The sequence below is a fragment of the Oceanotoga teriensis genome (assembly GCF_003148465.1).
Taxonomy (GTDB): Bacteria; Thermotogota; Thermotogae; order Petrotogales; family Petrotogaceae; genus Oceanotoga; species Oceanotoga teriensis.
On sequence record NZ_QGGI01000006.1, the window covers coordinates 16,740 to 32,433 of the forward strand.

Annotated in this window: 14 protein-coding genes; 8 read left to right on the forward strand and 6 right to left on the reverse strand. The window is 28.3% G+C overall.

The features are described 5' to 3' along the window. Position 1: 1 nt before the first annotated feature. From C7380_RS05355 to C7380_RS05375, 5 genes are read right to left on the reverse strand one after another with little or no spacing between them, the layout of a single operon-like run. Positions 2-664: a methyltransferase gene (locus tag C7380_RS05355; RefSeq protein WP_109604460.1), complete on the reverse strand. Its 663-nt coding sequence runs from the start codon at positions 662-664 to the stop codon at positions 2-4. After that, complete coding sequence (locus C7380_RS05360; RefSeq protein ID WP_109604461.1) at positions 654-2,420, reverse strand: hypothetical protein; 1,767 nt, start codon at positions 2,418-2,420, stop codon at positions 654-656. Before C7380_RS05360 ends, C7380_RS05355 begins: the two co-directional genes overlap by 11 nt. Then, positions 2,420-3,280, reverse strand: coding sequence for a protease modulator HflC (hflC, locus tag C7380_RS05365; RefSeq protein WP_109604462.1), 861 nt, complete (start codon positions 3,278-3,280; stop codon positions 2,420-2,422). The genes C7380_RS05360 and hflC overlap by 1 nt, the downstream gene beginning before the upstream one ends. Next, entirely contained in the window at positions 3,277-4,266 is a 990-nt protein-coding gene (gene hflK, locus C7380_RS05370) for an FtsH protease activity modulator HflK (protein ID WP_109604463.1), read from the reverse strand. Before hflK ends, hflC begins: the two co-directional genes overlap by 4 nt. Positions 4,267-4,323: 57 nt before the next feature. Next, positions 4,324-4,590 (reverse strand): thioredoxin family protein, encoded by a 267-nt coding sequence (locus C7380_RS05375; RefSeq protein WP_109604464.1) that lies wholly within the window; start codon positions 4,588-4,590, stop codon positions 4,324-4,326. A gap of 137 nt (positions 4,591-4,727) precedes the next feature. Between C7380_RS05375 and C7380_RS05380 the strand changes: the two genes are divergently transcribed. Further along, the gene (locus C7380_RS05380) at positions 4,728-5,972 is read left to right on the forward strand and encodes a replication-associated recombination protein A (protein ID WP_109604465.1); all 1,245 of its coding nucleotides are present in this window, start codon (positions 4,728-4,730) and stop codon (positions 5,970-5,972) included. A gap of 6 nt (positions 5,973-5,978) precedes the next feature. On the opposite strand, the gene C7380_RS05385 is transcribed toward C7380_RS05380, so the two are convergent. Continuing rightward, entirely contained in the window at positions 5,979-6,206 is a 228-nt protein-coding gene (locus tag C7380_RS05385; protein WP_109604466.1) for a S4 domain-containing protein, read from the reverse strand. Positions 6,207-6,402: 196 nt separating this feature from the next. On the opposite strand from C7380_RS05385, the gene C7380_RS05390 reads away from it, so the two are divergent. The 7 genes from C7380_RS05390 to C7380_RS05420 all read left to right on the forward strand — a co-directional run bounded on the left by C7380_RS05390 (position 6,403) and on the right by C7380_RS05420 (position 15,617). Then, on the forward strand, positions 6,403-7,467 hold the full coding sequence (locus tag C7380_RS05390) for an ABC transporter ATP-binding protein (RefSeq protein WP_109604467.1): 1,065 nt from the start codon (positions 6,403-6,405) through the stop codon (positions 7,465-7,467). Continuing rightward, a complete protein-coding gene (locus C7380_RS05395; protein ID WP_371682080.1) occupies positions 7,464-8,642 on the forward strand; it encodes an ABC transporter ATP-binding protein in 1,179 nt (392 codons plus the stop codon). The genes C7380_RS05390 and C7380_RS05395 overlap by 4 nt, the downstream gene beginning before the upstream one ends. 80 nt (positions 8,643-8,722) lie before the next feature. Beyond that, positions 8,723-10,459, forward strand: a complete 1,737-nt coding sequence (locus tag C7380_RS05400; RefSeq protein WP_109604469.1) for an ABC transporter substrate-binding protein — start codon at positions 8,723-8,725, stop codon at positions 10,457-10,459. A gap of 64 nt (positions 10,460-10,523) precedes the next feature. After that, positions 10,524-11,495, forward strand: a complete 972-nt coding sequence (locus C7380_RS05405) for an ABC transporter permease (protein ID WP_109604470.1) — start codon at positions 10,524-10,526, stop codon at positions 11,493-11,495. Positions 11,496-11,511: 16 nt separating this feature from the next. Next, the gene (locus tag C7380_RS05410) at positions 11,512-13,194 is read left to right on the forward strand and encodes an ABC transporter permease (protein ID WP_109604471.1); all 1,683 of its coding nucleotides are present in this window, start codon (positions 11,512-11,514) and stop codon (positions 13,192-13,194) included. Positions 13,195-13,263: 69 nt separating this feature from the next. Continuing rightward, complete coding sequence (locus tag C7380_RS05415) at positions 13,264-15,018, forward strand: ABC transporter substrate-binding protein (protein ID WP_109604472.1); 1,755 nt, start codon at positions 13,264-13,266, stop codon at positions 15,016-15,018. A gap of 131 nt (positions 15,019-15,149) precedes the next feature. Further along, the gene (locus C7380_RS05420; protein WP_109604473.1) at positions 15,150-15,617 is read left to right on the forward strand and encodes a metallophosphoesterase family protein; all 468 of its coding nucleotides are present in this window, start codon (positions 15,150-15,152) and stop codon (positions 15,615-15,617) included. Positions 15,618-15,694: the final 77 nt, after the last annotated feature.

Here is a 15,694-nt window from a genome sequence, read left to right on the forward strand (position 1 = left end):
ATCATTTTAAAAAATAAGGTGGTTTTATATAAAAATGAGTTCCACCATTTTTTCTACATAAAATACTTATAAATTGGGCATTATTATTTTTATTACCATAAGCGGTCATCATTGAATGAGGCTCAAGTTTATTATTTTTCATCATTGAAATTACAGGAGAAAATATTGAAGGATGAATGACAAAATTTGCCATTTTTTTATTTTTTAAAGCATATTTAGTTGCATAAAAAAAACCATTTAAAGATTCTAAATCATCAAAAGTTCTTGCAGTAAATCTGCTTTTATCATCGCTTGATCTTCCACCAAAATAATGTGGAGGATTGGAAATTATTAAATCAAAAGAATCACTTTCAAAATAATTTTTAATATTCTTAACATCATCATTTATAGCTTGAATATTGTTGCAATTATTCAAATTTAAATTTATTTTTAAAGAATCAAAAATAGATTTTTGAATTTCAATACATGAAATAATAGAATTTTCAAACATTTTAGAAATAGCGATTGAAACATGTCCTGAACCGGCTCCTAATTCAAGAATTTTTAAATTATTTTTTAAAGGACTTGATTCGATTAAAAATAAAGAAGCAGAATTTGGCATATGAGTTTTCTCTACATTACTCAATTTCATATTTATATAGGTATCTTTAATTCTATTCATCATTATTCGTTACAACTCCTGAATTATTTGAAATATTCTCAGAAAAAGATTCTTCTATTCCAGTAATTAAAGAAAAATTATTTATCTGAGCATTTAAAATTTTATCATTAAAAGATTTAAAAAAACTGAAGTTATTTAAATTTAAGTTTTCAATATTTGAATTTTCAGAAGCAATTTTGCTCTTAAAATCTATATTAAAATTTTTAACAGTTAAATCTTTAATTAATCCATAAAAAAGATTTTTAATATTTAAAACTTCAAATTTAGAATCAATAGAATAAAAATCAAATAAATTTTCTAAATTAACAGTAGTATTAGAAAAATTATTATTATAAGAAATAAATCTTGAAATATTTGAAATATCTAATAAAGAATTTTCAAAATTAACATCTTCTAAAAAAATTAATTTTCCTACTTTACCAGTTATATTAATATTGTTAAAATCAGCTTTAGATATTATTAAATTTCCGCCATCCATGATGATACTTCCAGAACCAAAAAAAAGAGTTTTTGCCGCTCCAGGCATAACAAAAAGATTACCTCTTATAATAAGTCTTGAATCAGCAAAAAATCTAATACTTGTACCAGATTCAACAAAAAGTGAACGATTTTTTTCCAATAAAAGATCAGAAGAAATAATAAAAGGAGAATTTATTTGTGTTAAAAGAGTATTTTCACTTATGTCTTCAAGAATACCAGAAGCATAAGGTAAAAAAGATGATGAAAATTTAAAGACTGGAACAGAAGGAAACCCTCTTGTACCATTTTCCGAAACCTTTCTAACAAAAGTAATTTCACTATTACCAATTTCAACAAAAGAAGAACCAGTAATAATAGAACTTTTCCATCCAAAGTTCTTAGTGAAATATTCTATTTCATATTCATTAAAAAAAGGATCAAATTCCCAAGAAATAAATCCAGAATCTTTTGAAATCAATCTTGAAGAAATATCAACCATTTCAGGAATTTTGTTATCCATATTTATATCAACATTTTTTGTAGAAAAATTATTATTAGAATCATATACTAAGATTTCTGTATTAAAATTAGATGAAGGATTAATTTCATATGGAAAGAAATAATCTCCATCTTTTTTTATAAATAACTTTAATTCAGAATCCCAATCATCTGTAAAATCAAAATTAGCATCTCCAAAAATATTTATTCTAATTTTATCAGAATTTACAACTGGAGCTGAATCTTCATCTGTATTTATACTAATTTTTTTTTGAGTATAATTCATAAAATCATCATAAAATTTAAATGAAAGATTAATTATACCAGAATCTTTATATAAAGGAAATTCAATATTTTTAGAATTTGAAGTGGCTATAATGGTATCATTATTGTATAATTCTATAAAGTTGACATCATCTTCATCAAAATCAAAAGAAACTTTTAAAATTCCTTTATCTAGATAATTTTTAATTATAGAAACTTCAGGAGCATCTCCATCATAAAAAAAGTCTGTTGCATAAGAAGTAATTTCATCACCTGAATTTTTAAATAAAAGTTTCACATCATGCTTGCCAGATTTTAAATTTTTAATATAAAAATCCCCCGGTGAAATAAAATCATTCACCGGAGAATTATCAATATAAATATTTACTTCATCATAATCAAAATTTGTAATAAATTCAAAAGGAATATTCGGAGAAAAAACATTTTCTGTCAATTTTACTTCATAATCTATAGATTTATTACAAGACACAAAAAGAAAAGATATTATGAATAAAAATAAAGCGTAAATATATTTCATTAATCCACCTCATGGAAATATTTCAAAAGAGGAGAATCCTCTGGAATTGTTATTATACTATCCTTAAAAGAATTTTTATAAATATCAGTTAATTTATCGAGTTCAAAGAAAGATTCATCTAATGAATAGGCATCTGAATAAATTTTTATAGAGCTTGCATCCGCAGTTCCTCTTATTATTTCAGATTCTTTTCTTGCATCAGATAAAATTATTTTTACTTGTTTATCAGCTTCAGCTTTAATTTTTTCAGATTCTCTTTTACCTTCAGCTCTTATTTGAGCAGCTATAGAAAATCTCTCAGCATTCATTCTATTGTATACTGCTTTAGTATTTTCTTGAGGTAAATCTGTTCTTTTAACTCTAACATCTACGATATTGATACCAAATTCTTTTAATGAATTTTCACTTCTATTTTTTATTTCATCTAATAAATTAAATCTTTGTTTAGATAAAATTTCTTCAAAATTATATTTTGCAATAACATCTCTAACATGAGAGTATATGATATCATCAATTCTTGTTAAAGCAGTGGACACCGTTCTCATACTTTCAATAAAAACTTTAGGATTAGATATTTTCCATAATGCATAAGTATCAACAACTATAGTTTTTTTATCAGCTGTTATCAATCTTTCAGGATTTATATCATATATCATTATTCTCTTTTCAAATTTATCAACATTATCGATAAAAGGAGTTTTAAAATGGAGTCCTGGTTCAGTTTCAATTTTTTTAATTTCTCCAAATCTTAAGACAGCAGCTTGTTGAGTTTGATCTAAAATATAAAAAGAAGAAAATAAAATAAATATTACAGTAAATACAATAATTAAAGATAAAATCAACATTATTTTATTTTTCATTTTACATCACCACCAAGAACCTCATCGAGATTCAACAATTTTAGAGTTCCACCATTATCCGAAATTATTTTTATTTTAGATGATTCGAGCATTTCTTTTATTGAATCAAGAATTAATCTCTTTTTAGTGATATTTTCAGCAGCTTGATACTCTTTTAAAATTGATTTGAATTTTTCTGACTCACCTGTTGCGATGGCAACTTTCTCATAAGCATAAGATTCAGCTTCTCTGAGTATTTTCTGTGCTTCACCTTCGGCATTAGGAATAACATCATTAGAATATCTTTGAGCTTCATTTATGGATTTTTCTTTATCTTGTTTTGCATTGTTAACATCATTAAAAGCTGCAACAACAGGATCAGGAGGATTAACATCTTGTAAATAAACATTTTCTATTAAAATTCCAGCATCATATTCATTAAGTGTTTCTTGAACAATTTTTGCTGTTTCCATAGCAATTTCATCTCTTTCAGCAGTTAAAACATCGTCTATTTCTGATAAAGCTACTCTTTCCCTTAAAATACTTTCTGTAGTAAATTTTACAAGATCATAATCACTTGTGAGATTAAAAACAAATTTAACTGGATCATTAATTCTATATTGAACAACAGCTTCAACACTTAAAATATTTTCATCACCAGTTATCATATTTGATTCATCAACATTTGAAGAATATGATGCTTGTTTTGTAAAACCATCAGTATCAAATCCAATTTCAATCTTTTTAACAGATCTTATATCCAATATAGTTCTTGATTGTATTGGTAAAGGGAGATTATAATGAATACCAGGACCTGAAGTATAAGTATATTTTCCAAAAGTTTTTACTAAAGAAACTTCAGATGGACCAACCTGATAAATTCCTGTTAAAAAATAAATACCAATTCCAATAATAATAAGAATTATAATGAGCTTTTTAGGGTTAAAATTTTTCTTTTTCTTTTCTTCTTGTGAATATTCAGGATTATAAACTTCATAATCAGCCATATTACACCTCCTCTTTTGCAATTATAACATATATAACTCGTATAACCATAAAAAAATTCAAATAAAATATGATTTATAATCAATAAGATATTTTTTTAATTCTATCATAGAAAAATTTCTTACCCATCTTTTAATTTCTAAGTTATCATTAAAAAGAATCAAAACCGGAACAGTAAAAATTAATAATTGACCAGATATTTCTTTGTTCTTAGAAATTTCAAAAACTTCAAAATTGATTTTAAGTTCTTCAGCTATTTTTTTGATTTTAGGTTCCATAGCATGACAAACACCACAATTTTCAGAAATAAAATATTTTAAATTCATAATACCCCTCCTATGTATAATTAAAGAAATTTTACATTTAAAATATTTCTATAATATTAAAAAATATACTAAATTATTGAAAATAATTGTCCATGTGTTATTATATATAATATAAGATATAAATCAGGAGAATATATATGAAAGATCAAACGCCATTATATGAAAAAATAAGGCCAAAAAATTTAGATGAAGTTTTGTCTAATAAAATTTTAATAAATATAATAAAAAAATGGGTGGAAAATTCTACTCTAAAATCTTTTGTAATATCAGGAAAACCTGGAAGTGGAAAAACGACAATAATAAGAGCTTTATTAAATCAAATTGAAAATGATTATGAAATATATTCAATATCTGGAGCGATAGAAGGATCAAAAACTTTAAAAAAAATAATAAATATAGAAGAAAATTTATTTTCAAAACAAAAAATACTTTTTGTAGATGAAATACACAGATTAAATAGATCTGAACAAGATACCTTATTATTAGCCCTTGAAAAAGGAGATATAATATTGATGGGAGCTACAACTGAAAATCCAGCTATAAGTCTAAATCCAGCTCTTCTATCAAGATTATTACTTTTTAAAGTGCAAAATCTTTCAGATGATGATTATGAAAAAATATTCCAAAAAATAAAAGAATGTTATCCAAATTCAATAATAAGTAATGAAGTAAAGAATTTATTAAAAGATTATTTCGGAGATGATATAAGAAGATTAATAAACCTTCTCGAGGCTATTTTTGAAAGTGGTGAAAAAGAAATAAATAAAGAAATAATATCAAATTTTATATCTACTAATTTGACATATAATATTGAAGATAAATATAACTATATATCAGCATATATAAAAAGTATAAGAGGTTCAGATCCTGATGCTGCATTATTATATTTATCATATATGCTTGAAAATGGAGAAGATCCTATGTATATTGCAAGAAGAATTGTAGTACATGCCAGTGAAGATATAGGACTTGCAGATCCAAATGCTTTAAATATAGCTGTTTCAGCTATGATTGCTACAGAACATATAGGGTATCCAGAATGTTATTTAGCTCTTTCTGAAGCAACGATATATTTATGTTCAACTTCTAAGTCAAACTCAGTACTCAATGCATATAATAAAGCAAAAGAATTTATGATAAATAATAAATTTGAAATTCCAAAAAAACTATTAAATCCATTAAATAAAACTATGAAAAGCCAAGGTTTTGGCAAAGGATATAAATATCCACATGACTATGGAGGATTTTATAAATACAATTATATGCCTGATAAATATAAGGATAAAATTTTTTATGAACCTTTAAACAAAGGATTAGAAAAGAAAATAAAAATAAAATTACAAAATTTTTGGAAAGATATAAAAAAATATAACGAAGAATGATCTTCGTTATATTTTATTTAATTCTTTGATGATTTCAAATGATTTTTCATCTATGACCTTGATTAAAATTTCTTTTTTACCAAGATCGATATTGATTTCATCATTGGGTTTTACTTCATAACCTGGTTTTAAAGAATATGAATTTTTTGTTACTTTTCCATTTGAACATAAATCATGAGCTATAATTCGTCTCTTAGCTATTTTAATGTTCTTTAGATACTTATCCAATCTCATAGAATCACTCCTTATGTGAAAAATATTTCTTACAATATTAAACTTTGTAAGATATTTGAAATATATTTCAATATAACTGATTAAATCCATTTTACTAAAATTAATTTACAATACTTCAATTTTTAACACTTGACATTTAAAGTTCATATTTATTATAATATAGATTAGATGAATTTAATACATTGGGGTGAGAATATTGAACGAACCAGTTCTGATCGTAAAAGATTTAAGAACATACTTTGATATTGCCGAAGGAACAGTAAAGGCAGTAAATGGGGTTTCATTTGAATTAAACATGAATGAAGCTCTTGGAGTAGTTGGTGAAACAGGTTCTGGTAAGAGTGTTACCATGAAGTCGGTCATGGGAATGATCAGAAAACCAGGTTATATTCCTGAAGGTAGTCAAATACTCTTTAAGACAAATGAATTTAGCAAAGATGGTTCAAAAGAATACATCAACTTGGCTAAATTAAGCACCAAAGCATTTACGAGAATTAGAGGAAAACATATAGGTATGGTTTTCCAAGATCCAATGGCATCTTTAAATCCTATGTATACAGTTGCAGATCAGATGATAGAGACTATAGTATATCATCAAAATGTTTCTCTTGAAGAAGCGAGAGAAAGGGCAATAGAACTTTTAACAAAAGTAGGATTACCAAATGCAAAGGAAAGAATAGATGATTATCCTTTCCAATTTTCTGGAGGACAAAGACAAAGAATTATAATTGCTATAAGTCTTTCATGTAATCCTGAAGTATTAATAGCTGATGAACCTACAACGGCTTTAGATGTTACAATACAAGCTCAAATACTTGAATTAATGAAAGATTTGCAAAGGGATTTTGAAACAGCAATGGTTTATATAACACATGATTTATCTGTTGTTGCAGAAATAGCTGATAAAGTTATGGTTATGTATGGTGGAACTCAAATGGAAATGGCTGATGTATACACCATATTTGATAATCCAATGCATCCATATACACATGCTTTATTATCATGTATTCCAAGACATGATTTAAAGAAAGATGAATTAGAACCTATAAAAGGGCAACCACCTATAATGTTAAATCCTCCGCCATTATGTCCATTTTTACCAAGATGTCCAAGAGCAACTGAAAGGTGTAAAAAAGAATGGCCAGAATTACAAGAAGTTGAAAAAGGACACCTTTTAAGATGTTTCAATCCAGTATTAAACAAGAAAGGAAAAAAAGTTAATGATGGTGTTGAAATGGGTAAATTGGAGGATGATAAATAATGTTGCTCAGAGTTAAAAACCTAAAAAAATACTTTCCCGTAAAACAAGGATTTGTTGTAGAAAAAACTGTTGGTTATGTAAAAGCTGTTGATAATGTTTCATTTGAGCTAGAAAGAGGAGAGACTTATGGACTTGTTGGAGAATCTGGATGTGGAAAGACTACCATAGGTAAAACCATATTGAGATTACATGATCCAACTTCTGGAAGTATTTTCATAGATGATAAAGAGACATCCCATTTATTTATGAAAAGAGGAGAAGCGAAAAGATTTTTAAAATCAGAATATATAGATAAAGCTGAAAAATATATCTCTGAAATGAAAAAAGCTGACAAAGTTCTCGAATCTTTAGAACCATATGAAAGAAATTATTTTGAATATTATTATAAAAATGGAGAAAATAAGTTTTATGAATGGATGATGTCAGATCTCAATAAAAAAAGACTAAATTTCAGAAGAAATGTTCAAATTGTTTTCCAAGATCCAACATCATCTCTAAACCCAAGAATGACAGTTGGACAAACACTTATAGAACCTTTGATGTTCCATAATGTGGTTAAAACTAAGCTAGAAGCGAAAGAAATTGCACTTGAATTACTCAAAAAAGTTGGATTAAAAGCTTATCATGCTGATAGATATCCTCATCAATTTTCTGGAGGACAAAGACAAAGAGTTGCAGTTGCAAGAGCTATAGTTTTAAAACCAAAATTAATAATATTGGATGAACCAACTTCAGCTTTAGATGTTTCTGTACAGGCTCAAATAATAAAACTTTTAAAAGATTTACAGCAAGAATTAAATGCAGGATTTCTTTTTATATCGCATGATCTTGGTGTTGTAAGATATATATCTAATTATGTTGGAGTTATGTATCTTGGAAGAATGGTAGAATATGGTGATGGAGATTCAGTATTTGATAATCCTTCTCACCCATATGCAAAAGCTCTTTTAAATGCGGCACCTGTACCAGATCCTAAAATAAGAAGAGATAGAAAACAGTTTATAATAAAAGGTCAAGTACCATCTCCAATAAACAGACCTAATGGATGTTTTTTTAATCCAAGATGTAAATTTGTGATGGATGAATGTAAGAAAAATTATCCAGAATCATTCAATTTAAACAAAAATCACAGAGTTGCATGTTATTTATATAAAGATAAAGAGGGTAATAAATAAATTAAGAGTTTAAAGGTAATATTCCAAATATAAAGAGAAGAGAAGTCCGAAATTTAAAACACAGAGGGGAGGGCATATGCATGAAAAAATTTTTTGTTATCATGCTAGTTATGGCTGCAGCATTATTTATGTTTGCAGAAGAAACAGAATGGTTGATAAGAGATGTTGAAGGTGGAGTCAAGGGAGGTACGCTTTATCTTGGAACTACATCTGGACCTAAAACACTCAATGCTTACTGGTCGCAAGAATCATCTTCAAGAGATATATATAAATATATGTATGAATCATTGATGGGAAGCGACAATAAAGCACAAGTTAATCAACCAGCTTTGGCGAAGAGATTTTGGAGAGAAGAAACAGCTGATGGTGGAACAGCTTATTATTTTGAATTAAGAAAAGGTTTAAAATGGTCAGATGGTCAACCTTTAACAGTTGAAGATATTGTGTTTACATATGAAAATATCATAAAAGGTGATGGTATGACTGCTGATGGTGTTGAAACATATCAAGACACTGAAGGTAATTTGCCTGAATTAACTGTTGATGGAAATATTTTGAAGTTTAAATATCCAACAAAATATAGATTTGGATATGATTCTCTTGGTGGAATCACAATAATGCCAAAACATATTTTCAAAGATAAAGTAGATTCACCAGAATCATTTGCTCAAATGTGGACTATAGAACAAATAGGAGATATAATTTCTTCAGGTCCATATATTGTTACAGAATATAGAGAAGGTGTAAGGGTAGTATTAGAAAGAAATCCTTATTACTTTATAAAATCAAAAGATGGTGTACAATTGCCATATCTTGATAAATTAGTATTTTTAATAGTTCAAGATACAAATACTATGAGATTAAAATTTGAAGCAGGAGATATAGATCTTCTTCAAATAAGTGCAGCGGATTATCCAGCAATAAAAGCACAACAAGCTGAAAAGAATTGGAATATAATAGTTGGTGGACCAAATGCAAGTTCACAATTTATAGCTTTCAACTTCAATGCAAAGGATCCAATACATAGAGAATGGTTTAGAAATGATAATTTTAGACTTGCAATGTCATTTGCTTTTGATAGAGAAACTATAATAGATACATTGTATAACGGCCTTGGTGAACCTATGTATGGACCAAGAAATAGAACATCTGCATTCTACAATCCTGAAATAGAAAGTTTTGGATTTAGATATTCAATAGCAAAAGCAAAGAGATATTTACAACAAGCTGGTTTTACATGGAATTCACAAGGTCAACTTCTTGATTGGGATGGAAATGTTGTTGAATTTGAAATTACAACAAACTCTGGTAGTAATGCAAGAGAAGAAATAGCAAATATTTTTGTTGATTCCGTTCAAAAACTTGGAATAAATGTAAATTATAGACCTGTACAATTCAATACATTAGTTCAGAACTTATATTCAGCTAATTGGGATTCTTTAATACTTGGATTACAAGGTGGAGACGATCCAGCTTGGGGTACAAATGTTTGGTCATTAAACGGTGGACTCCATTTCTGGAACTGGTCACCAGAAGTACAAGATTGGGTAGATCCTAATGAATATTATGTATCAGATGCTGAAAAGAGAATAGATGAAATAATGAAGATAAACAGATCTATCATGGATCCTGCAAAAGTTCAAGACCTTTGGGATGAATGGCAAATGTTAGCAGCAGGTAAACAAATACTTGTTTATACAGTTTCACAGAATTATTTAGTTGCAATGAAAGATGATATAGTAATATTCAATCCAGAACCAAGTCCATTATATGGTGCGGGAGTTCTTTGGAATATAGAAGCAATATACAAGAAATAATTCAATATAGAAGGCGGGAAGGGAAGCCTTCCCGCTTTTTAAATTTTTAAGGAGGTAGAAAGAGTTGTTAAAGTACATACTCAGAAGACTCATACTGTCTTTACCTGTACTATTGGGAGTATCAATAGTAGCCTTTCTTGTTATTTCTCTTGCTCCTGGGGATTTCTTGGATACTTATAGATTAAGTCCAAGTATTTCAAAGGAACAGATAGATAATCTTGAAAAACAGTTTGGTCTTGATAAAGAACCAGTTGTTCAATACTTTATATGGTTAAAAAATATTGTACAAGGAGACTGGGGTTACTCATTTACTTATAAAGTACCTGTTTGGAATATTCTCTTTAGAAGATTGGAAGCTACTCTATTACTGAGTATTACCACATTCATTTTTACCTGGGGGATAGGTATCCCGCTGGGTATAGTAAGTGCTTTAAAACAATATACATTTACAGATCAGGCTTTATCAGTTTTTGGTTTTATAGGAATATCAATACCTAATTTCTTTTTTGCTCTTTTATGGCTTTTTATGTCGGCATCCACTGGAATATTTCCTATAGGTGGAATAATATCGAATAATTTTGATAGTTTAAATTGGTTTCAACAGATGGGAGACTATTTTTGGCATGTTATAGGACCTATGGTTACTCTTGGAACATCAGGTTTGGCAGGAACTATGAGAATTATGAGAGGACAATTACTTGATGAATTAAATAAAGATTATGTTGAATTTGCAAGGGCAAAAGGTATGCCAAATAGAGTTGTAATCTATAAACATGCTATGAGAAATGCCATAAACCCTGTTGTAACTTCATTGGGATTTTCTATATCAGGACTTTTGGGTGGAGCGGTTCTTACAGAAAGAGTTTTCTCTTGGCCTGGAATGGGAAGTCTTATAATTGAAGCTTTAACACAGCAGGATATATTCCTTGTTATGGCCAATCTTATGTTGAGTGCATTATTGTTGGTATTTGGTAATTTGATTGCCGATATATTACTCGCAGCGGTTGACCCAAGAGTTAGACTTAGATTATCATAATGGAGGGATATGAAAAATGGCTGAAGAACAGAAAAAAATAAATACTCAAGCTCAAGAAAATTCATCTAATGAAAATAATGATGATGTTTTTGAGAATGAGTTTCTCTCTATGCCACAATTGGTTTGGAGAATATTAAAAAAACATAAACTTGGCTTAATAGCAATGTGGATACTTGCAATATTATATATATTGGCTATATTTGCAGACTTTTTTTCACCTATGAATCCTTATAACAATCATATAAAATATAGATTTTTAAGTCCTCAAAAAGTATATTCAAAAAATTTGGTAACTGGAGAGAAAGTCGGTTCACATGTTTATTTATATGAACAAACGAGAGATCCTGTAACCAGAAGAGGTACGTTTTTAGAAGCAACACATCTTGATAAAATCGTAGGATTTGATGAATTTCAAGATAAAGATGTTTATTTTGAACTTGGAACTTATAATGAAACATATGATGCAACTGTAAATAATATTCAATATTATTATAAATCTATAATAAAAGCAAAAACAAAAAATGGAGAATATATACAACTTGAAAATAAAACAGATTCTCCTTCAAGTTTAATACCTGTTGACTGGCTTACTGGAGAAAATGTTAATTCTCAACCACAAAAAGATGGAGAATTATATTCAACATCATTTTCAAAACTTTTAAATGGTGAAGAAGTTGTAGAAAGATTAGATAATAGACCTTTAACTATAAATGAATTTAAAGAAAACTTTAGATATTCATCAAAATTAAAAGATAAAGAAATAGAATCGATAGATTTTTACAAAAAACTCGATTTTGTATTGATAACTATAGGAGATTTTGATGAAGTTGAATTATATCCAGAAAATTTAAAAGCAGTTAATTTTAAAGAATATAAAATAAACTGGTTCGTTAAATCATGGGAATATAAATTACTTGGATTTATTCCAGCTTCACATCATTTATTTGGAACTGAAAAAACATTATTACCAGAATACAATGATTACTTATCAGATGAAGGTCTTTTATTCCTTTGGGGTGCCGATCAATATGGAAGAGATATGATAAGTAGAATAGTTCATGCATCGAGAATATCATTATCTGTAGGTCTTGTTGGAATACTAATAACATTCACTATTGGACTTTTCCTTGGTGGTCTTGCTGGATTTTATGGAGGATGGACAGATGAAATACTTATGAGATTTACAGAAATACTAATGTCCATTCCAAGTTTTTACTTAATAATTTCTCTTGCAGCTGTTATGCCGCCTAAAATGGATCCTGCTATAAGATATTTGTTTATAATAATAATACTGTCATTTATAGGATGGCCTTCAATGACGAGGGTAATAAGAGGTATGACACTCGGAATAAAACAAACAGAATTTGTTGAAGCTGCTATTGCAATGGGATATCCAGGAAGAAAAATAATATGGGGTCATTTAATACCTAATACAGCAACTTATATAATAGTATCTGCTACATTACAAGTTCCTGGTTATATACTTGGAGAAGCCGGGTTGAGTTTCCTTGGTATAGGTATTACAGAACCATCTGCATCATGGGGACTTATGCTATCTCAGGCACAAAACATAGAGGCCTTAACAAATTACCCTTGGCTTATGTTACCAGGATTATTTATATTCATAACAGTTATTTCTTTCAATCTTTTTGGAGATGCTGTTAGAGATGCATTAGATCCAAGATCTTTGGGAAGATAATAATATAAAATACCTTTTAAGTTAGGTCTTAACAGAGGGAAGAGGCAAATATAACTTAGGAGGGTTTATATGAGAAAGTTAATTACTTTACTTGCTGTTATCACTTTATTTATAACAGCTTTTGCTGCAGAAGTTGATTGGCTAATTGAAGACACAGAGGGAGAAAAAGGTGGAACAATGTTTTGGTCTACAACTACAGATCCAAAAACATTAAATCCAGCTTGGGCTTCAGATAATAATTCTAATATGTTCATAAACATGTTCATAGCATCACTTTTGAGCAAAGATGAAGAGGCATTTTACAAAAAACCATATTTAGCAAAATCATATGAAGCAGTTAATGCTGCTGATGGTGGTATGGATTTAACCTTTAATTTGAGAAAGGGGTTAAAATGGTCAGATGGAACACCTTTAACATCTGAAGATGTTAGATTTACATTCGAAGATATATACTTTAAAAAAAATATGTCTGTTAATGGTAATGATGGATTTACCGATGAAGATGGAAATCTTCCAACAATAAAAGTTATCGATGATTACACAGTTGTTTTTCATTATAATAAACCTATGAGAGTTGCAATTGGAAGTATAGGTTCAACAGGGATTTTACCTAAACATAAACTTGGACAATATGCAGATGATCCTGTAAAATTTCCTCAAATATGGACACTTGAACAGATGGATGATTTAGTTGCTTCAGGACCTTTTATTTTCAAAGAATATAGAGAAGGGGTTAGATTAGTATTTGAAAAGAATCCTTATTTCTTTGCAAAAGATAAAAATGGAGTTCAACTACCTTATTTAGATGAACATATATGTGTAATAGTTCAAAATGCTGAAACTGAAGTATTGAAATTCCAGGCTGGAGAATTGGATTTCATATCTGTTTCTGCACCTACATATGTTTCATTGAAGGAAAAAGAAAGCTCTTTACCATATCATACAGTAATTGGAAGTTATGTACCAGGACCAACATTTGTATCATTTAATTTTAACTCTCCAAAAAAAGAACAAAGAGTATGGTTCAGAAATGTACATTTTAGAAAAGCTGTTTCTTATGCTTTAAATAGAGAAGCAATAATTGATTCTATGTTGAATGGTTTGGGAACACCTACATATGCACCAAGAGTTCCAGGAGAACCATATTATGATAAAGAATTTATAGATTCATTGGGTTATAGATATTCTTTATCTAAAGCTAAGAGAGAATTAAAAGAAGGCGGATTTACATGGGGAAATGATGGAAAATTATATGGACCTAATGGAAATCTCGTACAATTTGATATGGTTACAAATGTTTCAACTACATCTTGGGTTGAAGTAGGTAATATATTAACAGATTCATTAGCTAAATTGGGAATAGAAGTTAATTTTAGACCTTTACAGTTCAATACAGTTGTAAATAATTTAATGGGCGGAAGTTTTGAATCTGTAATATTGAGACTTTCTGGAGAAACACCAGATCCAAATGATGGATGGAACACATATCTTTTAGATGGTGGATTACATTTTTGGAATTGGTCACCTGAATATTTAAAAGATGTAAATCCAGATCTTTTAGACCCAGCTGATTATGAAGTTGCTGAATGGGAAAGAAGAATAGATGAAATATACAGATTACAAAAATCAGAATTAGATGATGAAAAATTAAGAGATATGTTTGAAGAATGGAGTAATCTTGAAGCACAATATATGCCAATGATTTATACATTTGCACAAAATAGCCTTCTCGCAGTTAGTGATTCATTACATCTAACTTCAGAGGAACTTGTTCCATATAGAGGTGTACTTTGGAATATATGGACAGTTTGGAAAGATCAATAATAAGATAATTAGTCCCCCAAATTGGGGGGCTTTATAATATAATTTTATAAGATTAATAATTTTATAAAATTATATTATAAAAATAGTATTGATAAGTATAAAAATAATTATATAAGAGGAGAGTGTTAAAAATGAAATATATTATAATAAGTGATATTCATGATCCAGATAAAGGAATAAATCATAATTTAGAAAAAATAGATTTTAAATCTTATGATGGAGTGATAATTTGTGGTGACTTAACTTCTGATACAGTGCTTTTCTATATTCAAAATTTGAATTCAAATGTTCATGCTGTATATGGTAATATGGATGAATTCTACCTTAGAAATAAGTTGCCAGAAATGAAGACCATTGAAATAAATAAAATAAAAATTGGATTATTACATGGGCATCAAACTGGTAGGGCATATACTGATAGATTGATTAAAAGATTCAATGATAAAATTGATATTATGATTTATGGTCATTCTCATATACAAAATAGAGAAAATATAGATGAAATTGATATAATAAATCCAGGTGCTTTCTGTGATGGAGAATATGCAATAATAAAATTTAATGAAAATTCTTATGAAATTGATTTTTGTAAAATTTAAAAATTGTTTTGAATTTTAAAGAATTTGGGTTATAATTTAATTGTAGAAAGATATTATTAATAGATGGAGGGGATAAA